The 18,815-nt window shown below is 68.7% G+C and carries 19 protein-coding genes and 1 pseudogene; 13 read left to right on the top strand and 7 right to left on the bottom strand.

Annotated elements, in window-relative coordinates; genetic code table 11:
- Positions 1-24 precede the first annotated feature (24 nt).
- Positions 25-1,254, top strand: a complete 1,230-nt coding sequence (locus NL1_RS18110) for a L,D-transpeptidase (RefSeq protein WP_084510720.1) — start codon at positions 25-27, stop codon at positions 1,252-1,254.
- A gap of 73 nt (positions 1,255-1,327) precedes the next feature.
- Here the strand turns inward: NL1_RS18110 and mscL are convergent, their stop codons facing one another.
- Together mscL and NL1_RS18100 are read right to left on the bottom strand one after the other, a co-directional pair.
- Entirely contained in the window at positions 1,328-1,789 is a 462-nt protein-coding gene (gene mscL / locus NL1_RS18105; protein ID WP_067840877.1) for a large conductance mechanosensitive channel protein MscL, read from the bottom strand.
- A 225-nt stretch (positions 1,790-2,014) separates the two neighbouring features.
- On the bottom strand, positions 2,015-2,749 hold the full coding sequence (locus tag NL1_RS18100) for an SDR family NAD(P)-dependent oxidoreductase (protein ID WP_084510719.1): 735 nt from the start codon (positions 2,747-2,749) through the stop codon (positions 2,015-2,017).
- A gap of 63 nt (positions 2,750-2,812) precedes the next feature.
- Here NL1_RS18100 and NL1_RS18095 point away from each other — a divergent pair, with 63 nt between their 5' ends.
- The 7 genes from NL1_RS18095 to NL1_RS18065 all read left to right on the top strand — a co-directional run bounded on the left by NL1_RS18095 (position 2,813) and on the right by NL1_RS18065 (position 10,529).
- Entirely contained in the window at positions 2,813-3,634 is an 822-nt protein-coding gene (locus NL1_RS18095) for an alpha/beta fold hydrolase (protein WP_067840873.1), read from the top strand.
- A gap of 265 nt (positions 3,635-3,899) precedes the next feature.
- On the top strand, positions 3,900-5,312 hold the full coding sequence (gene mshA / locus NL1_RS18090) for a D-inositol-3-phosphate glycosyltransferase (RefSeq protein ID WP_067840871.1): 1,413 nt from the start codon (positions 3,900-3,902) through the stop codon (positions 5,310-5,312).
- Entirely contained in the window at positions 5,309-5,812 is a 504-nt protein-coding gene (locus tag NL1_RS18085) for a type III secretion system chaperone family protein (protein WP_067840869.1), read from the top strand. The genes mshA and NL1_RS18085 overlap by 4 nt, the downstream gene beginning before the upstream one ends.
- A gap of 103 nt (positions 5,813-5,915) precedes the next feature.
- Positions 5,916-6,074: a hypothetical protein gene (locus NL1_RS18080; RefSeq protein ID WP_156094927.1), complete on the top strand. Its 159-nt coding sequence runs from the start codon at positions 5,916-5,918 to the stop codon at positions 6,072-6,074.
- Positions 6,075-6,285: 211 nt separating this feature from the next.
- Positions 6,286-7,179 (top strand): ROK family protein, encoded by an 894-nt coding sequence (locus tag NL1_RS18075; RefSeq protein ID WP_067840970.1) that lies wholly within the window; start codon positions 6,286-6,288, stop codon positions 7,177-7,179.
- Between the two features lie 43 nt (positions 7,180-7,222).
- Entirely contained in the window at positions 7,223-7,960 is a 738-nt protein-coding gene (locus NL1_RS18070) for a phosphoglyceromutase (RefSeq protein ID WP_067840969.1), read from the top strand.
- A 517-nt stretch (positions 7,961-8,477) separates the two neighbouring features.
- Positions 8,478-10,529, top strand: coding sequence for a CocE/NonD family hydrolase (locus tag NL1_RS18065; RefSeq protein WP_067840866.1), 2,052 nt, complete (start codon positions 8,478-8,480; stop codon positions 10,527-10,529).
- Positions 10,530-10,599: 70 nt separating this feature from the next.
- Here NL1_RS18065 and NL1_RS18060 read toward each other — a convergent pair whose 3' ends face one another.
- Entirely contained in the window at positions 10,600-11,268 is a 669-nt protein-coding gene (locus NL1_RS18060; RefSeq protein WP_067840967.1) for an NADPH-dependent F420 reductase, read from the bottom strand.
- A 90-nt stretch (positions 11,269-11,358) separates the two neighbouring features.
- Here NL1_RS18060 and NL1_RS39595 point away from each other — a divergent pair, with 90 nt between their 5' ends.
- The 3 genes from NL1_RS39595 to NL1_RS18045 all read left to right on the top strand — a co-directional run bounded on the left by NL1_RS39595 (position 11,359) and on the right by NL1_RS18045 (position 14,034).
- Positions 11,359-11,931, top strand: a complete 573-nt coding sequence (locus tag NL1_RS39595) for a winged helix-turn-helix transcriptional regulator (protein WP_245673363.1) — start codon at positions 11,359-11,361, stop codon at positions 11,929-11,931.
- 181 nt (positions 11,932-12,112) lie between these two features.
- Complete coding sequence (locus NL1_RS18050) at positions 12,113-13,348, top strand: sensor histidine kinase (protein ID WP_067840864.1); 1,236 nt, start codon at positions 12,113-12,115, stop codon at positions 13,346-13,348.
- Complete coding sequence (locus tag NL1_RS18045) at positions 13,345-14,034, top strand: winged helix-turn-helix domain-containing protein (protein WP_067840863.1); 690 nt, start codon at positions 13,345-13,347, stop codon at positions 14,032-14,034. Before NL1_RS18050 ends, NL1_RS18045 begins: the two co-directional genes overlap by 4 nt.
- Positions 14,035-14,189: 155 nt before the next feature.
- On the opposite strand, the gene NL1_RS18040 is transcribed toward NL1_RS18045, so the two are convergent.
- The 4 genes from NL1_RS18040 to NL1_RS18025 form a co-directional block, all read right to left on the bottom strand.
- A complete protein-coding gene (locus NL1_RS18040) occupies positions 14,190-14,522 on the bottom strand; it encodes a hypothetical protein (protein ID WP_067840861.1) in 333 nt (110 codons plus the stop codon).
- A gap of 128 nt (positions 14,523-14,650) precedes the next feature.
- Positions 14,651-15,115, bottom strand: coding sequence for a hypothetical protein (locus NL1_RS18035; protein WP_067840859.1), 465 nt, complete (start codon positions 15,113-15,115; stop codon positions 14,651-14,653).
- Between the two features lie 114 nt (positions 15,116-15,229).
- Positions 15,230-15,718 (bottom strand): hypothetical protein, encoded by a 489-nt coding sequence (locus tag NL1_RS18030; RefSeq protein ID WP_067840857.1) that lies wholly within the window; start codon positions 15,716-15,718, stop codon positions 15,230-15,232.
- 222 nt (positions 15,719-15,940) lie between these two features.
- Positions 15,941-16,813, bottom strand: coding sequence for a DUF3109 family protein (locus tag NL1_RS18025; RefSeq protein ID WP_067840856.1), 873 nt, complete (start codon positions 16,811-16,813; stop codon positions 15,941-15,943).
- Positions 16,814-16,878: 65 nt separating this feature from the next.
- On the opposite strand from NL1_RS18025, the gene NL1_RS18020 reads away from it, so the two are divergent.
- Entirely contained in the window at positions 16,879-17,913 is a 1,035-nt protein-coding gene (locus tag NL1_RS18020) for a Ppx/GppA family phosphatase (protein ID WP_067840854.1), read from the top strand.
- Between the two features lie 147 nt (positions 17,914-18,060).
- Positions 18,061-18,815 (top strand): annotated as a pseudogene (locus tag NL1_RS18015) (hypothetical protein); the annotation flags it as partial.

Here is an 18,815-nt window from a genome sequence, read left to right as displayed (position 1 = left end):
TTCGCCACGCGTAGATTCGATGCGGTGAGCAAGCGTCCAGTGATTCGCCGACCGGTGGCCGTCGTGTCGGCCGTGCTGCTCGTCGTGATCGCCCTGGTGGCGGGGTGCTCCGCCGGCGACGACAAGCCCGGTGGCACGCCCGATTCGGTGGCCGAAGTGACCATGACCCCCGCCGACGACGCCGAGGACGTCAACCCGGTCGCGCCCGTCTCCGTGGCGGTCGCCGACGGAACCATCGCCCAGGTCGCGCTCACCAATGCGGCGGGCAAGCAGGTGCAGGGCGAGCTGAGCCAGGACAAGCGCACCTTCCGCATCACCGAACCGCTCGGCTACGACGCCACCTACAGCTGGTCGGGCACCGCGGTCGGCGTCGACGGCAAGCCGGTCCCGATCGACGGCTCCTTCCACACGCTGACTCCGAAGAGCATCGTCCCGGCGACGGTCAATATCGGCGATGGCCAGGAGGTCGGCATCGGCGCGCCGATCATCCTCCAGTTCAAGTCCCCGGTGACGAACAAGGCCGCGGTGGAGAAGGCACTGACCGTCACCACCGATCCGCCCACCGAGGGCGCCTGGGCCTGGTTCCCCGACGACAACGGCGGCTCGCGCCTGCACTGGCGGCCGAAGCAGTACTGGACGCCAGGCACCACCGTGCACGTCGCGGCCGAGCTCTACGGGCTGGACTTGGGCGGCGGCAACTACGGCTACTCCGACCTCACCTCGGATTTCCGCATCGGCCGCAGCCAGATCGTCGAGGCCAACGCGCCGAGCCATCGCATGCGGGTGGTGCGCGACGGGCAGACCATCTTCGACTTCGCGGTGAGCTACGGCGAGGGCAACGAGCCGCGCAACGTCACGCGCTCAGGCGTGCACGTGGTCACCGAGAAGTACGAGGACTTCCTGATGTCGAATCCGCCGTACTACACCAACGTCCGGGAGCGCTGGGCCGTGCGAATCTCCAACAACGGCGAATTCATCCACGCCAACCCGGAATCCCTGTCGGCGCAGGGCTCGGCGAACGTCACCAACGGCTGCATCAACCTGTCGCCGGGCGACGCCCAGGCGTTCTTCCCGACCGCGCTCTACGGCGACCCGGTCGAGGTCACCGGCACCTCGATCGCCCTGTCCGCCGCCGACGGCGACCTCTACGACTGGACCATCGACTGGGACACCTGGAAGACCATGTCGGCCCTCGATGGTTCCGCGGCCCCGGTCGTCTCCGCCACCCCGGTCACGCCCGGCCCGCCTCGCTAGGCGGACCTCCGCTTTCGCTGCGGGCCGGACGGAACCAGTCCAGCCGCGCCTACCGGGCGGACCTCCAGGGCCCTTACCGGTGCGAGCTGCCGAGGGTGGGGTCGACCCGGTCGAGCTTGGCGAGGGTTTCGGCGTTGTTCGCGGCGCGAGCGTCGGCGCTCTGCTTGGCGAGCAGGTCGCGGATCTCGATGAGCAGTTCGGTTTCGGTGGGCTCGGACGCCTTGGTGGTGCCGAACCGGTTCTTCAGGGTCTTCATCGGCAGGATGAGCACGAAGTAGAGGACCGCGGCGATCATCGCGAAGTCGATGATCGCGGTGACGATCGGGCCGACGGCGATGAAGGTGGCGGGCTTGCTCGGCACCAGGTGGAAGCCGAGGCCCAGTTCGTTGGCGCTGCCGAAAACGGCGAGCAATGGGTTGACGACGCCCTTGGTCACCGCGGTCACCACCGCCGTGAACGCGGTGCCCATCACGACCGCCACGGCGAGGTCGATGACATTGCCGCGCATCAGGAACTCTTTGAAGCCCTTGAGCATGAGTCGTACAACTCCAATCTGGTGTAGCCGAGTTTCAGAAAAACAATCCGATGCTAACGGCGTCTCCGCAACTCGGCGAATTCACAGCAAATAATCTGCTCGGGATTTTCGGCAATACGGACACCATGGAATCGCGGTCGGCCGCCGTAGCTTGCGGGTCGAACCGACCGCGAAAGCCCTGCGGGTGACCCGGCTCAGCGGGTCGCCCGCTGGCTTTCCGCCGGCTCAGGAGCGCCGCGCGAACCGTCCCGGATCGGCCTGGTCGCGCGGCTTGACGATGATCTGGTCCAGATTGACGTGCGGCGGCCGCGAGGCCACGAATCCCACGATCTCGGCGATATCCGCGGCCACCAGTGGATCGATCCCCTCGTACACCTTCGCCGCCCGCTCCGCATCACCGTCGAAACGCACCAGGGAGAACTCCGTCTCCACCGCGCCGGGCGCGATCTCGGTGAGCCGCACCGGCTTGCCGAGCAGTTCGCCGCGCAGGGTGCGGTGCAGCACGGCCTGGGCGTGTTTTGCCGAGGTGTAGCCAGAACCGTTGTCGTAGGCGTGGAACGCGGCGACCGAGGTGATGGTGACGATCAGGCCGTCGCCGGACGCGATCAGCTTGGGCAGCAACGCCTTCGTCACGCGCAGGGTGCCGAGCACGTTGGTCTCCCACATCCAGCGCCAGTCGTCGAGATCGGCCTCGCTCACCGGCGCAAGGCCTTTCGCGCCGCCCGCGTTGTTGACCAGCACGTCGGCGGTCGGCACCGCCTCGGTGAACGCCGCGACGGACTCGTCCGACGTGACGTCGAGTTCCAGTGCGGTGCCGCCGATTTCGTCGGCCAGCGCGCGGAGCCGGTCGAGCCTGCGCGCGCCGACGTACACGTGATAGCCCTGTGCGGCGAGTTCCCTTGCGGTGGCTTCCCCGATACCGGAACTGGCTCCCGTGACGATGGCGGTGCGATTGCTCATGGGCCCGATCCTAGGCATACCTCTGCCTCCCCTCCGGCCGTGCGCGGCCTTACGCTGGGTGCCATGGCACTTCGGGAAGCGGTCAGCGCGGACGGCACCACCATCGTCTATCGGGTCGACGGACCCGCCGAAGGACGGCCGCTCGTCCTGGTGCACGGCTGGTCGGCCAGCCTGCGCTGCTGGGGCGGCGCGGCCGACGACCTGGCAGGCCGCTTCCGCGTGATCGCACTCGATCTGCGCGGTCACGGCTATTCCGACGCCCCGGAGAGCGGCTACGACGATCCCAAGAACTGGGCTGCCGACATCGCCTCGGTGCTGGCGGCCGAGGGCATCGAGTCCGGCGCGGTGCTGCTCGGCTGGTCCTACGGCGGCATCGTGATCAGCGACTACCTCACCGCCTACGGCGCGGATGCGGTGGACGGCGTGGTGTTCACCGGCTCGATGGCCAATATCGGCCGCGACGTCCCCGGTGCGGCAACCGGATCGGCCATGCAGCAGGCCATCCCCGGCGTCTTCGAGACCAGTGCGGGCCGCGCCACCAGGGCCTTCGCCGTGTTCGGCAACGCCAATACCGGTCCCGGGGAGGACAAGGGCGTCGACGCCCAGCGCCTGTTTGGCATCAGCCTGGCCACCCCGCCCGCGGTGCGCAAGGCGCTGTTCTACCGTTCCATCGACAACACCGAAACCCTGCGCGCCCTGGACATTCCGGTGCTCGTGCTGCACGGCGACGCGGACCCGGTGGTCCCGATCGACAACGGCCGCTACATCGCCGAGAACACCCCGCACGCGCGCACGTCGTTCTGGCCCGGTGCGCAGCACGGCCTGTTCATCGAGGACCGCCCGCGCTTCGTCGCAGAAGTCACCGAGTTCATCGACAGCCTGTAGCGGACCGGTACGCACAGTTGGCGCTGCCGGGCGGGAGCCCGTCGTTGAACCCGCGCATGGCCGGAGCGAAGGCGGAGGTACGCACAGCTGGCGCTGCCGGGCGGGAGCCCGTCGTTGAACCCGCGCACGGCCGGAGCGAAGGCGGAGGTACGCACATACATTCGAATCGCAGGTCAGCGGGGTTCCCGAGGCCGCGGGCGTTTTATGTGTGATGACTCTCACTTGGCCGGTAGGCGGCGTCGAGAGCGGATATCCACCGTGCACTATGGATGGTGTGAGTCAACGTGCAGACCTACGGCCGAATCGGATAGCCGTGTTGTCGGTGCACACCTCACCACTCGCGCAACCGGGCATGGGTGATGCGGGCGGTATGAACGTCTATGTCCTGCAAACGGCTCTCCAGCTGGCTCGGCGCGGGACCGAAGTCGAGATCTTCACCCGCGCCACCTCCTCGAACGTGCCGCCCGTGCAGGAGGCGGGGCCCGGCGTGCTGGTGCGCAACGTGGTGGCGGGCCCGTTCGAGGGGCTCGACAAGCACGACTTGCCGACTCAGCTCTGCCCGTTCACCGCGGAGGTACTGCGCCAGGAGGCGCGCCACCAGCCCGGCCACTACGACCTCGTGCACTCGCACTACTGGCTGTCCGGTCAGGTCGGCTGGCTGGCCAGAGACCGCTGGCGGGTGCCGCTGGTGTTCACCGCGCACACCCTGGCCGCGGTCAAGAACGCCGCGCTGGCCGAGGGCGACTGCCCCGAGCCCGCCACCCGCGAGATCGGCGAGAAGCAGGTCATCGCCGAGGCCGACCGCATGGTCGCCAACACGGCCGAGGAGGCACGCCAGCTCGTCGAGCTCTACGGCGCCGACGCCGAGCGCATCGACGTGGTACCTCCCGGCGCCGACCTGGCCCGCTACCGGCCCGGCGACAAGGCCGCGGCCCGCGTCGAGCTCGGCTTGGCCGCCGGCGAGCAGATCGTCGCGTTCGTCGGCCGCATCCAACCGCTGAAGGCGCCCGACGTGCTCGTGCGCGCCGCCGCCGAGTTGCTGCGCACCGATCCCGCACGCAACCTGCGGGTGCTCATCGTCGGCGGCCCGTCCGGCACCGGCCTGGAGCGCCCCGACGCCCTGATCGAGCTGGCCGCCGAACTCGGCATCACCGACCGCGTGACCTTCCTGCCGCCGCAGCCGCCGGACCGGCTCGTCCAGGTGTACCGCGCCGCCGATCTGGTCGCGGTGCCCAGCTACAACGAATCCTTCGGCCTGGTCGCCATCGAGGCGCAGGCCACCGGCACCCCGGTGCTGGCCGCCGACGTGGGCGGACTCGGCACCGCCGTCCGGCACGGCGAGACCGGACTGCTGGTGGCCGGTCACCGCACCCCGGATTGGGCCGCCGCGCTCGGCACGCTGCTGGACGAGCCGCGCAGGCTGCGCGCGATGCGCGACCGGGCGGTCGAGCACGCCGCGAACTTCTCCTGGGAACACACCGCCGACGGGCTGCTCGCCAGCTACGCCGCGGCACTGTCCGATTTCGGCGCGGTCGAGCCCGGTGGCGTACAGCCGACGGTGCTCGACGGCCCGCTCGGCACCGAACGCACTAACCTGTCCGGAGCCGCGCTCCTCGGTGAGGGCGGTCAGGCCAGATCGCGGGCGCTGTGGCGGCGCCGGATGGGAGTGCACCGATGACCGATATCCAGGCCACCACCCAGCTGATCGACGCGACCCTGCGGGACCGGGAGATCGAGTACACCCGTCCCGACGCGGGCGTCTTCGTCGTCGTCCTCCCCGGTGAGCGCAAACTGAAGACGACGCTGATGCTCACCGTCGGCAAGCACGGGGTGCGCATCGAATCCTTCGTCTGCCGCAAGCCCGACGAGAACTTCGAAGGCGTCTACAAATTCCTGCTCCGCCGCAACCGCCGCCTCTACGGCGTTGCCTACACGCTGGACCGGGTCGGCGACATCTACCTGGTCGGCCGCATCGCCACGCACGCCGTCACCGAGGACGAACTCGACCGCATCTTCGGCCAGGTGCTCGAGGCAGTGGACGCGGACTTCAACGTGCTACTGGAACTCGGCTTCGCGGAATCCATTCGGAAGGAATGGAAATGGCGGGTCTCGCGCGGCGAGTCGCTGAAGAACCTGCGTGCGTTCGAGCACTTGGTGGAATCCTCCGAGAACTCCTGACCTCCCGCACCCGCCTGGGTCCGGCTGGACGCTGAGTTCGATGGTGCCCGGCGACCACCGAGCGCCGAGTTCGATGTCCGCCGACTGCTGGGCAGTGAGCCCGATGTCGATCGACAATGGCTTTGCGCTGAGGTCGGCGATGCTGTCGATCGCCGTGCGCGAGCCCGGCGGTGCTCGACGTCTGCCGATGCTGCGGATGATGATTGCCTGCCGCGCTGCGCCCCGACGGTCTCCGGCAACCGGTGGGCGCGAGTTTCGGTGATGCTCGACAGGTGCCGGACGCGGAGGCCGATGATGTTCGACAACCGTCGGAGGTGGCGGCCGATGATGTTCGGCAACCGCCGAGCGTGGAGACCGATGGTGCCTGTCGGCCGTCGGGCAACTACCGTTGGCGACCGCACAGCAAGATCATTCGGCACCGGACCGTCGCGCGCTCGCGGCGGTCCGGTGGCGTTGGGAAGTGGGGGTTTCAGATGACCGTTCTCGCTCTGGACATCGGCGCGACCAAGATCGCGGTCGGGTTGGTGGGGGCCGACGGAATGACGCACGAGGTCGGCCGTATTCAGGTGCCGCCGACCGGCGTGTGGGACGCGGTGCGCGGGCTGCTGCTCGCGGCGGCCAACGGGTCCGACGTGGACCTAGTCGGCATCGGCGCGTGCGGTCCGGTGGACGCGCCCGCAGGCATCACCACCCCGCTCAACATTCCGGAGTGGCGCGACGGCTTCGCGCTGGTGTCCGCGGTGCAGGAACTGTTCCCGGACGCGACGGTACGTTTCGCCATCGACGGCGTGTGCCTCGCGCTCGCCGAGCGGCATTTCGGCGCGGCGCGGGAGACGCCGGACGCGCTGGCCATGACGGTGTCCTCGGGCATCGGCGGCGGTGTCGTCGTCGGCGGCATGGTCGCGGTCGGGCACACCGGCAACGCCGGTCACATCGGTCACATGATCGTGCCCGGGTCGACCGATCCCTGCGCCTGCGGCGGCGTCGGCTGTGTGGAGGCGGTGGCCAGCGGTCCGTCCTCGGTGCGGTGGGCGCGCGAGCGCGGCTGGCAGGGGTCCACCGGCATCGAGCTGGCCGTCGACGCCCAGGCGGGGGACCGGATCGCCAAGGCGGCGTTGCGGCGCGCGGGAATCGCCCTGGGACAGGTGATCTCGTCGGCGGCCGCGCTGCTCGACGTGGACCTGGTGGTGATCGGCGGCGGCTTCGCCCAGTCCGGTGAGCCACTGTGGCGACCATTACAGGAGGCGCTCGGCGCGCACGCCCGCATCGAGTTCCTGCGCGACCTGCGCGTGGTCCCTTCGGAATTGGGCGATCAGGCCACCTTGGTCGGCGCCGGACTGCTCACCGCACTCGCTCCGGCACCCTGACCAGGGCTCCGATACGAATCCCGCGCGTGGCAGGATGACCGTCATGACGTACACCCTCGTGTTGCTGCGCCACGGCGAGAGCGAATGGAATGCCCTGAATCTGTTCACCGGCTGGGTGGACGTGCACCTGACCGACAAGGGCATCGCCGAGGGTAAGCGGGCAGGCGAGCTGCTCGCCGAGCACGGCATCCTGCCCGACATCGTCTACACCTCGCTGCTGCGCCGCGCCATCTCCACCGCGAACATCGCGCTGGACGCCGCCGACCGGCACTGGATCCCGGTGGTGCGCGACTGGCGGCTCAACGAGCGTCACTACGGCGAGCTGCAGGGCAAGAACAAGGCGCAGATCCGCGACAAGTACGGCGACGACCAGTTCATGCTGTGGCGTCGCAGCTACGACACCCCGCCGCCGCCGATCGACCCGGCCAACGAGTACAGCCAGGAAGGCGACCCGCGCTACGCGGGCATCGAGGTGCCCAAGACCGAGTGCCTGCTCGACGTGGTGAACCGGATGGTCCCGTACTGGGAGTCGACCATCTCCAAGGAGCTGCTCACCGGCAAGACCGTGCTGGTCGCCGCGCACGGCAACTCGCTGCGCGCGCTGGTCAAGCACCTGGACCAGATCTCCGACGACGACATCGCGGGCCTGAACATCCCGACCGGCATCCCGCTGCGCTACGAGCTGGACGAAAACCTGCGCCCGGTGCGTCCGCGCGAGTACCTGGACCCGGAGGCCGCCGCCGCCGGTGCCGCCGCCGTCGCGAGCCAGGGCGGTAAGTAGTACGAACCCGAGAATGCGCCGCGGTCGGCTGTCGACCGCGGCGCATTGTCGTTTAGTAAGGCGATCGATTTAGTAAGGCGATCGATTCCGGCAGTCCCCGCGCCGGATCTTCGGTCGAGTCCGCGCTCCGGAGCGCGCCAGGGGTGGCACGGACTATCGGGACCGATGAGGCTCTGTCCCGAGCGCCGAGCGCCGAGCCGACTTCGATCACCGATCGCGCCCCTCCTGTGCCGAGGAATGCCGCCCGGGGTGATCCGGCCGCGGTATCTCGCGGAAATCCACCCGCGCTTTCAGCCCGCTCCGGCGTGTACATCCGCGATGCCGCGGCCCATACGGTAAGCCTTCATTCTGGCGCGCGGATCTCGCGAAGATCTCCATATTCAGCCACTATCGCGAGCCGTCCGGCGTATGTGAATCGCTATTCCAGCCGATCTCCGCGAATCCGGGAGTTCTTACCGACTGGTAAGTTGTGTATGCTTCCGGACGTTCGACCAGTCCGAGAGGTGGATCACGTCCGATGAAGTACGCGTTACGGGCCACAGTCGCGGCGCTCGCCGCCGCGGTGCTCGTTCCTTTCCTCACCACTGGCGCGACCGCCGCGCCCGTCGCGACCGGTCCCGACGGAGGCGCCGCCGGAGCGGCGTGGGCGGCCACCGAGGACGGCGCCCAGCAATACCCGAATGTGCACATCGAATGGGACGTGCCGATCACCATGAGTGACGGGACGGTGCTGAAGGGCAATGTGTACCGGCCCGCCGACGCCTCCGGCCGCCCGATCGACGCGCAGACGCCGACCATCGTCAACATGACGCCCTACACCAAGCTGGTGTCGAACCTCGCCGATCACGCGCAGTCCGTTCCGGTGCTGTCGGACGCGCTGCTGAACCTGTTCCGCCAGATCGACTTCAGCGGCACCCCGCTGTCCGGCGTCACCGATCTCACCAAGGCCTTCGGCGGCGGCGAGCTGCGCAACTTCACCGTGGACCGTCAGCTGATCAAGAGCGGGTACTCGCAGCTGGTCGTCGACGTGCGCGGCACCGGCTTCTCGCAGGGCGAGTGGGACATGCTCCGCGCCCGCGAGCAGCAGGACACCCTCGAGGTCATCGACTGGGCTTCGCGCCAGCCGTGGTCCGACGGCAAGATCGGCATGAGCGGCATCTCCTACTCGGGCATCAACCAGGTGCAGGCCGCGGCGAAGCAGCCGCCCGCGCTGAAGGCGATCTTCCCGGTGGTGCCGGGCAGTGACCTGGTCAACGACGTGCTCGCGCCCGGCGGCGGCTTCGGCTTCAACTTCATCCCGCTGTGGCTCACCGCGATCAACAGCCTCAAGTGGGTGCCGGATCTGCAGTCCATCGTGAACGGCAAGTTCGACTGGGAGTGGCTCGCCGATCGCGCCGCCTCCCCGCTCACCTTCATGGACGTCTTCCTGAACGCTTACACCGCAACGCGTTTCCAGGATGCCGACCCGCGCCTGCTCGGCCTGCTCAGCCACAACAGCCCCGAACGCGGCGATTACGTCAGCGATCCCACGCAGATCCGGGTGCCGACCTTCGTCGTCGGCGGCTGGCACGACCTGTTCACCTACTCGGAATCCAAGATCTACAACGAGATTCCGCTGCCCGCCGGTCAGAAGCAGCTGCTGATGGGCAACACCTACCACGTGAACTCGGGCAACGAGTACGGCAAGCCGGGCCTGCCGCCGCGCCTGGACGTGCTGCAGCGGGCGTGGTTCGACAAGTGGCTCAAGGGCATCGACAACGGCATCGACAGCTACGGCCCGGTGACGCTGCGCCAGCAGGGCGGCGGCTGGGTCACCCAGAACGGCTTCGGCGCTTCGGCCGTCGGCGAGGCCGCCGCGCAGCACCGCCGCATGTACCTGTCCGCGGCGCCGAGCGGCACCGCGCGCAGCGTCTACGACGGCTCGCTCACCGCCGAAGCGAACGACGACACCGCGCGCCTGACGGTCGCACCCGGCCTGACCACCCTGTGCTCCAACGACGCCGCGCAGGGCAGTGCGGGCATACTGTCGATCATCGACGGCTGCGCCAAGGATTCCCGCGTCGCGGAGCTGAACGCGCTCACCTTCACCAGCGCGCCGGTGGCCGAGGCGACCACCATCTCCGGTCCGATCGCGGTGCGGCTCAACACCGTTCAGGACGCGATCGACGGCTACTGGACGGTGACCGTCAACGACGTCGCGCCCGACGGGCAGTCGACCGTGCTCACCTCCGGCCAGTTGATGGCCTCGTTGCGCCAAGTGGACGAGGCCAACAGCACCCGCTCGGCCAACGGCGACTACACCGACCCGCGACCGTTCACCTCACTGGAGACCAGGCAGCCGACGGTGCCGGGCGAGGCCACCACGCTGGACATCACGCTCAGCGCCACCGAGGCGATCCTGCAGCCCGGCCACCGCCTGCGGGTGGACGTGTTCGCGGGGAACTTCCCCAAGGGCCTGCCCGTCCTGCCGATGCTGCTCGACACGGAGTTGAAGCCGCAGCACGTGCAGCTGGACCCGGCGCGGCCGAGCTTCGTGAACATCCCGGTGCGCGGCAATCACGGTTGGTGAATTCCTTTTCGCGAGGGCGCCTTCGAATCGAAGGCGCCCTCGCGCTTTTCCTGCGGCCGCGTCCCCGGCCTCACTGCTGATCCCGCGTAGCGAACGCAGCAGACAAAGGCGGAAGCATGGCGCGGCTGTCATAGCCCGCGAACCACAGACCGACCGTTAGAACGGAGGCAGCTTCCAGATACCGAGCCCGATGCAGCCCGCCCGCGAGGAACGGCCGCAGTTTCAGATCCTCCGCCAAGCCCGCTACGACGCGCACCGCATCCGGATCATCGCCACAGAGAGGCACGGACAACGGACTGCCCTCGAATTCGCGAGCATCGTCCGCCCACACCTCGGCCGCGCAGAGATTGAACGCCTTCACCACCTGCGCGCTGGGGACGGTCGCGGCGATCCGTTCGGCAACCGCGTCCTCGGCGAGGACGAACCCGGCCGCACCGTCCGGTGCCGCGGTATCGGGTTCGAAGGCGTTGGTGCAGTCGACGAGAACGCGACCGGCGAACTCGGGCGTCGCCCGCAGAACTGCGTCCAGTCCGTCGACCGGCACGGCGAGCAGCACCACCTCCCCGAACCGAGCCGCCTCCTCGATGCTCCCGCCGCGCGCGCCGTAGCCCACGCCGGCAGCCAGTTCGTCCGCCGCCTCCGTCCGCCGTGCGCCGAAGTAGATCTCGTGCCCCGCCGCGGCCCATCGGCCGCCGAGCGCCCGCGCCATCGCGCCCGCCCCGATGACTCCGATCTGCATGATGAACTCCTCACTGTCGAATGTGTTTCCGACGGTAAGGAATTCGATAGGCACCTCCGGGTGCCCAACGGCGGTGCCATGCTGAACCCCATGACCGCGTCACCCGCCGGCACCGGCAGCGCGAACGCCGGACCGATGTCCCCACCGCAGCCGGAAGCCTCCGCCCAGTCCTCACCGACCCGCGTGTTCCACGGCCCCGCGCCGCATGACCCGGTCCGCGCAACGGCGCGGCGACACGAACCCGCGGCGAGCGTTCCGACGCCGACCGGGGCGGAGCCGACCGAATGGCCAGAACCGCTCCTGGTCGATTACCCGCCCTACGGCGACTACGAATCGGACTGCCCCGCGCGCATGGGCGTCGATCTGTTCGGCAACTCCTGGCTGCCGGTGATCGTCTACATGTTGCGCGACGGTCCGATGCGCCCGGGCGAGCTGCGCGACGCGATCGGCGGGATCAGCCAGAAGATGCTCACCCAGACCCTGCGCCGGATGGAGCAGCTCACACTGGTGGAGCGCCGCCGCTACGCCGAAGCCCCGCCCCGCGTCGAATACGAACTCACCGAGGCGGGCCACGACCTGCTCGGGCCGATCTACGCGCTCGGCGAGTGGGTCGACAAGCACGGCCGGGCGGTGAACGAGGCGCTTGCGGGCGACGCGGATTGACCGCCGCAGTCGATCTTGCGTACCGGATAGGGGTCGATCTTGCTCGCGGCGACGTGCCACGGCACCCTTAGTCCGAACAACGCGTAAACACACGGCTAACGGCCCTGGAATGCCCTGTGACCTGGGTGAAACTTCGTGTACCCGGCGTTGGTCAGTCGGTCGGCGACCGTACGATTCAAGTGTGAGTGTTCCGCAGGCCGTGTTGTTGGCAGTCCTCGCGGCTGTCGTCGGCCTGGCAGTCGGCGGGCTGCTGATTCCCTACGTGAACGCCCGCCAGGCCGCCCGAAGACAGGCCGATTCCGGACTGACGATGTCGCAGGTGCTCGACCTGATCGTGCTCGCTTCCGAAAGCGGCATCGCGGTGGTCGACCAATACCGCGACGTGGTGCTGGTGAACCCGCGCGCCGAGGAGCTCGGCCTTGTCCGCAACCGTTTGCTCGACGAACGCGCTTGGGCAGCGGTGGAGAAGGTACTGACCACCGGGGAGTTCGCCGAGTTCGACCTGACCGCGAAGAATCCGATGCCCGGCCGCAGCAGGATCGCGGTGCGCGGCGTGGCACGGCCGCTCTCGCCGGAGGAGACCGGTTTCACCGTTCTGTTCGCCGACGACGATTCCGAGCAGGCCCGCATGGAGGCCACCCGGCGCGATTTCGTCGCGAACGTCAGCCACGAACTCAAGACCCCCGTCGGCGCGATGAGCCTGCTCGCCGAGGCGCTGCTGGAATCCGTCGACGACCCCGAGGCGGTGCGCCACTTCGGCGAGCGCGTGCTCGGCGAATCCCGCCGCCTCGGCAAGATGGTGACCGAGCTGATCGCGCTCTCGCGACTACAGGGCGCGGAGAAGCTGCCCGAACTCGAGGTCGTCGACGTCGACACCGTCGTCATGCAGGCGGTGGACCGCTCGCGCACCGCCGCCGAGGCGGCGGGCATCACCGTCAGCACCGACCGGCCCAGCGGGCTCGAGGTCCTCGGCGACGAGACGCTGCTCGTCACCGCACTGTCCAACCTGGTGGAGAACGCGATCGCCTACTCGCCGACCGGTTCGCACGTCTCGGTGAGCCGTTCGCTGCGCGGCGACCACGTCGCCATGGCGGTCACCGACCGCGGCATCGGCATCCCGAAAGAAGACCAGGAGCGGGTGTTCGAACGGTTCTTCCGTTCCGACAAGGCGCGCTCGCGCGCCACCGGTGGTACCGGGCTCGGGCTCGCTATCGTCAAGCACGTGGCGGCCAACCACAACGGTGAGATCACCCTGTGGAGCAAACTGGGCACCGGATCGACGTTCACCCTGCGAATACCCGCTCACCTCGAGACCGACAGCGACGAGGAAGTCGAGGCTCCCGTGGTGAGCACGAAGGAAACCGGCCCGCGCCCCCAGGGGCCGGGCAGACCCAATGGTGTGGAGGCACGCAGATGACGAGTGTTCTGATCGTCGAGGATGAGGAGTCGCTGGCCGATCCGCTCGCGTTCCTGCTGCGCAAGGAGGGCTTCGAGGTCACCGTGGTGGGCGACGGACCTTCCGCGCTTGCCGAATTCGACCGCTCCGGTGCCGACATCGTGCTGCTGGACCTGATGCTGCCCGGCATGAGCGGCACCGACGTGTGCAAGCAGCTGCGCACCCGCAGCGGCGTACCGGTCATCATGGTGACCGCGCGGGACAGCGAGATCGACAAGGTGGTCGGCCTGGAGCTGGGCGCCGACGACTACGTCACCAAGCCGTACTCGGCGCGTGAACTCATCGCGCGCATCCGCGCGGTGCTGCGCCGCGGCGCGGGCGACGAGCTCGACGGCGGCAGCGAGAACGGCGTGCTCGAGGCCGGTCCGGTCCGGATGGACGTGGACCGCCACACCGTGCTGGTCAACGGCAAGCCGGTGACGTTGCCGCTCAAGGAATTCGATCTACTCGAGTACCTGCTGCGCAACTCCGGCCGGGTGCTGACCCGCGGCCAGCTGATCGACCGCGTCTGGGGCGCCGACTATGTGGGCGACACCAAGACCCTCGACGTGCACGTCAAGCGGCTGCGCTCGAAGATCGAGGCCGATCCGGCCAAGCCGGAGCACCTGGTGACCGTGCGTGGTCTCGGGTACAAGCTCGAGGCCTGAGCCGAAAGACAGCGAACGGGCCCCGGTTCCGCGTCCTCACCCCGAGCGCGGAACCGGGGCCCGTTCTTCGTATGTGCGTTGGCGGCCCCCCGGAAGGCGTGTACCTCCGCCTTCGCTCCGGCCATGTGGGCGGTGCGATCGACGGACGCCGTCTGTTACGGGAGGTAGACCCAGGTCGGGCCGATGGCGGGAACGTCGGTCTTGCGCAGCGTGATCCAGCCGAGGTCGTCTTCCTGCATGCAGTCGTAGAGCGGCACGCTGGTGCCGTTGCCGCGGCAGGCGATGGTGCGGCCGACGCCGTAGGGGCTCATGATCACGTTCTTGCCCTCTTTGGCGGCGTTCATCGCGTTCGGATCCGTCGCGGGCACGAAAGTGGCAGTGAAGTCCGAGAATTTGGTCGGATCCGCGTCGGGTTCGGCGTGTGCGCCGCCGGCCATGGACAGGGTCGCACCGATGACGAGGGTTGCGAGGGTGAGCGCTTTCTTCATGACCCGACATCAAACCCGAAATGAGTGACGCGCGCATGGCGAGCAGATGACCTGCGGGGTATTTCGGCTCGCGCACGCTGATCCAGAAGGTGTGCAGACCGTCGAGTGACGGCCTGCACACCGCGCGCTCAGCTGCTGCCGAGCAACCCACCGAGCAATCCGCCGAGCAGCTTGCCCGCGCTGCCGGTACCGCTGCCGGAGGAGGCGCTGCCCGAGCTTCCGCTGCCGCCGCTGCTCGCCTTGTCGACCTCGACCACGATGGACTTGGTGCTGCCGCCCTGCTCGACGGTGAGGATGTGCTGGCCGGGCGTGCTCGGCTTCCATTCGATGGTCGCGCTGCCCGGCGGCCACGGAACCTTGGGCGCGCCGATGAATTCGCCGTTGTCGCTGAAGTAGACCAGCAGGCCACCGGACGCGCCGCCGACCTCGGCCGTGATGGTGTACGTGGTGCCGACCTTGTGGTTACTGCCCTCGACCGAGACCGACTGCACGGCCGCGTACGCCGAGGGCGCCGCGAGCACGGTGACGGCGGCGGCCGCCATCGCGGTGATTCCGACGCCCGCCCCGCGCCGGGTGATGCTGAGTGATGTCATGGTGCTCCTCCTGTGCCGACCATGCCGATCGACTGGACCCTACTCTTTGAAGCGGAGATGTTTCAGATTTTGGCGCGAGTTCGGCCGCGCCGAAATGCGTTGGGGGAACCGGGCTCAGCGACCGAGCAGGCCGCCGAGCAGTTTGCCCGCGCTGCCCGTTCCCGCGCTGCCGGTGCCGCCGCCCGGATTGCCGGGGTCGCCGGGATCGCCCGGGTCGCCGGGGTCGCCCGGATCGTTCGGGTCCTTCACCTGGACGACGATCGTCTTGGTGCTACCGCCCTGCGAGGCCGTGATCAGGTGCTGCCCAGGCGTTTTCGGCGTCCAGCTGACGGAGGACTCGCCGACCGGCCACGGCACCTTCGGGCCCGAGATCTGATCGCTGTTGTCCGACCAGTAGACCAGCAGCCCGATGCCCGCGCCGCTGAGCTTCGCGCGCAGCGTGTAGGTGGTGTTGATGGTGTGGTCGGCGCCGGACACGGTGATCGAGTCGACGGTGGCGTGCGCCTGCGGCGCCGCGAAGACGGCGACGGCCGTTGCCGCGGCGAAACCCGCGAGTCCGGTGCCGATCCGTCGCCCGACCAGGCCTGGGGAAGTGGTGCTCATGCCTCCGCCTCGCTGACGCTCGGCTCCAGCATGCGCAAGGCGCGCTGGCACTTGATTCGCTCACTTCGTTCGCTCATGGTGTTCTCCTGTGCTGCCCGCTGGGTGTGGGCCTCCGCACAGTAAGCGACCGGATGTGTGAAATGTGAGCGTTTCGCAAAACTGGACAAGCGTCCGTTAGGGGTTGGCCCAGCGGGGGCCACGGTCGCGATGGGGGAGTTGCGGCTAGGCGCCGTGCGCTTGCTGCTCGGCGTTGCGCTGCGCGTGCACCGTCGCGGGATGAATCGCGATCAGGCCGAGTCCCTCGCGGCGCTTGCAGTGCCTGGCGAGTTCGTCGTAGGCGGGTTCGCCGAGCAGTTCTTTCAACTCGGGTGCGTAGGACTGCCAGACCGGCCGCTCGCCCACGTGCGCGTCGGGCGAGCCGGAGCAGTACCAATCCAGGTCGAGCCCGCCGGGGCCCCAGCCGCGCCGGTCGTATTCGGTGATCACCGTGCGCAGGATCTGCACGCCGTCGGGGCGGTCCACCCATTCCTGGGTGCGCCGAATCGGCAACTGCCAGCAGACGTCCGGTTTCACGGTGTGCGGCTCCATGCCGCGGCGCAGCGCCATCGTGTGCAGTGCGCAGCCGACACCGCCCTCGAAGCCGGGACGGTTCAGGAAGATGCATGCGCCGTCGACGCGACGGGTGCGCAGCGCGGGCTCGTCCTCGAGCTCGTCGAGTTCCAGATAGCCCTTCTTGGTGATCTTGCCCTTGGCGTTCTCGGCCTCGTGCATCAGCTGCCAGTCGGCCGGAGTGAGCATTCTCACAGCGTTACGCAAACGCTGCTGGTCGTCCTCGTCGGACAGGAACGCGCCGTGCGAACAGCAGCCGTCGTCCGGGCGGCTCGCGATGATGCCTTGGCACGCGGGCGTCCCGAAGACGCACGTCCACCGGGACAGCAACCAGGTGAGGTCGGCGACGATCAGGTGCTCTTCATTTGCTGGATCGACGAACTCGATCCATTCACGTGGAAAGTCCAGATCGACCTCCGGCGCCGGGTCGATCTTCGCCGCTGGTCGGGGCGGGGTCTGGCTGCTCGCCGTTACGCCTACCGTCACACCTTGAAACGCTAACAGTTCGATCGCCTGGCCTGAAGTGCTGGTCGACCCAGTACCGTATTCATGTGCGCCTTGGGGTACTCGACGTCGGAAGCAACACCGTCCACCTGCTCGTGGTGGACGCACACCGGGGTGCCCACCCGATGCCGATGAGCTCGACGAAGGCCACGCTCCGGCTGTCGGAGAACCTGGACGACGAGGGCCGGATCACCGTCCAGGGCGCCGAGCGGCTCATCAAGACCGTGGCCGAATTCGCAAGCATCGCCGAGACGTCGCGCTGCGTAGAGCTGATGCCGTTCGCCACCTCCGCGCTGCGCGAGGCGGCCAACTCCGAACAGGTCTTGGCCAGGGTGCGCGCCGAGACGGGTGTCGACCTGCAGGTGCTCACCGGCGTCGACGAGGCCCGGCTGACCTTTCTCGCGGTGCGCCGCTGGTACGGCTGGAGCGCGGGCCGCATCCTCAACCTCGACATCGGCGGCGGCTCGCTGGAGATGAGCAACGGCGGCGACGAGGAACCCGATGTCGCGCTCTCGCTGCAACTCGGCGCGGGCAGGCTCACCAGGGAGTGGCTGCGCGAGGACCCGCCGGGCAAGCGCCGGATCGCGGTCCTGCGCGACTGGCTCGACGCCGAACTCGTCGCCCCCGCGAAGCAGCTGATCGAGGTGGGCAAGCCCGATCTCGCCGTCGGCACGTCGAAGACATTCCGCTCGCTGGCCAGGCTGACCGGAGCCGCGCCGTCGACGGCGGGCACCCGGGTGCGCCGTACACTCACCAGCTCGGGTCTGCGCCAACTGATTGCGTTCATCTCGCGGATGACGGCGTCGGACCGTGCAGAATTGGAAGGCGTAAGTTCCGATCGGTCACAGCAATTGGTGGCTGGCGCGTTGGTCGCGGAGGCGAGTATGCGGGCGCTGTCGCTGGATACCCTCGAGATTTGTCCGTGGGCGCTGCGAGAAGGGCTGATCCTGCGCAAACTGGATACCGATATGAACGGTGGACCCAAAGCGTTGTCTTTGACGACAGGCCCGGCGGCCGAATCCGGCACGCCGGCGTCCGGTGGTGCCGCACGCTCGGGTCCGATCGAAACGGTGTCGTCATGAACGAACGCAGTAATGAGCGAATCATGCGTCGGCGCGCGTCGCGCATGCCGGAGCCGAGCGTCAGCGAGGCGCGCGCATGAGTGAAGGCAGTGAGCGAATCGTGTGCCAGCGTGCCTCACACAGGCCGAGCGCCAGCGAGGTGCAGGCATGAGTGATGAATCCAAGCAGCTATCGGTCGCCGAGCTGCTGGCCCGCAACGGTCAGCAGGGTTCGTCGTCGTCCGGCGGTGGCCGACGCAGGCGCGGTGGCCGCGGCATTTCCGTCGCCGAGCTGACGGGCGATCTCCCGGTCATCCGGGACGGCGGCAGCCATTCCGCGCACGCCGCACCCGAAGACGAAGTACCCCCCGCGCCCGCGTACGAATCCGCAGCGCCCGCGTACTCAGTGCCCGCGTACGAATCCCCCGCGCCCGCGTACGAACCCGCAGCGCCCGCGTACGAACCCGCGTCGTACGACCCCGCCTCCTACGCGCCCGCACCGTTCGAGCCCGCCGCGTTCGAACCGACGGCTTACGAACCCCCCGCCTTCGAGCCCGCCGCACCGGATCCCGTCGCGGAGCTACCGAGCCATTCCCCGATGTCGGGCCCGATCACCCGGTACGACCCGCTGGCGCCGTACCGGGAATCGACGCTCTATCCCGAGCCGACGCGTTACCCGGCCTATCCCGAGCCGACGCCTTACCCGGCGGCGCCGTCCTACTCGGATCCGCCGCCCGGGCGCTCCAATCTGGTCATGCCGGGACGCGACATGTCCTCCAACTCCCGGCACAGTGCACCGGATCCGCTGGAAGCCGCCACGCCGTACGGCGCCGATCCGCTGGCCGAGGCCCCCGCACCGAAGCGCAGCGGCCGCAGGCGGAAGCCGGACCCGGACGACGACGCCACCGGTGTGGTCGGCCCGCC

Origin of the sequence: Nocardia lijiangensis NBRC 108240 (assembly GCF_001613045.1) — a bacterium.
Lineage (GTDB): Bacteria > Actinomycetota > Actinomycetes > Mycobacteriales > Mycobacteriaceae > Nocardia > Nocardia lijiangensis.
This window is presented reverse-complemented; position numbering and strand designations above follow the sequence as displayed.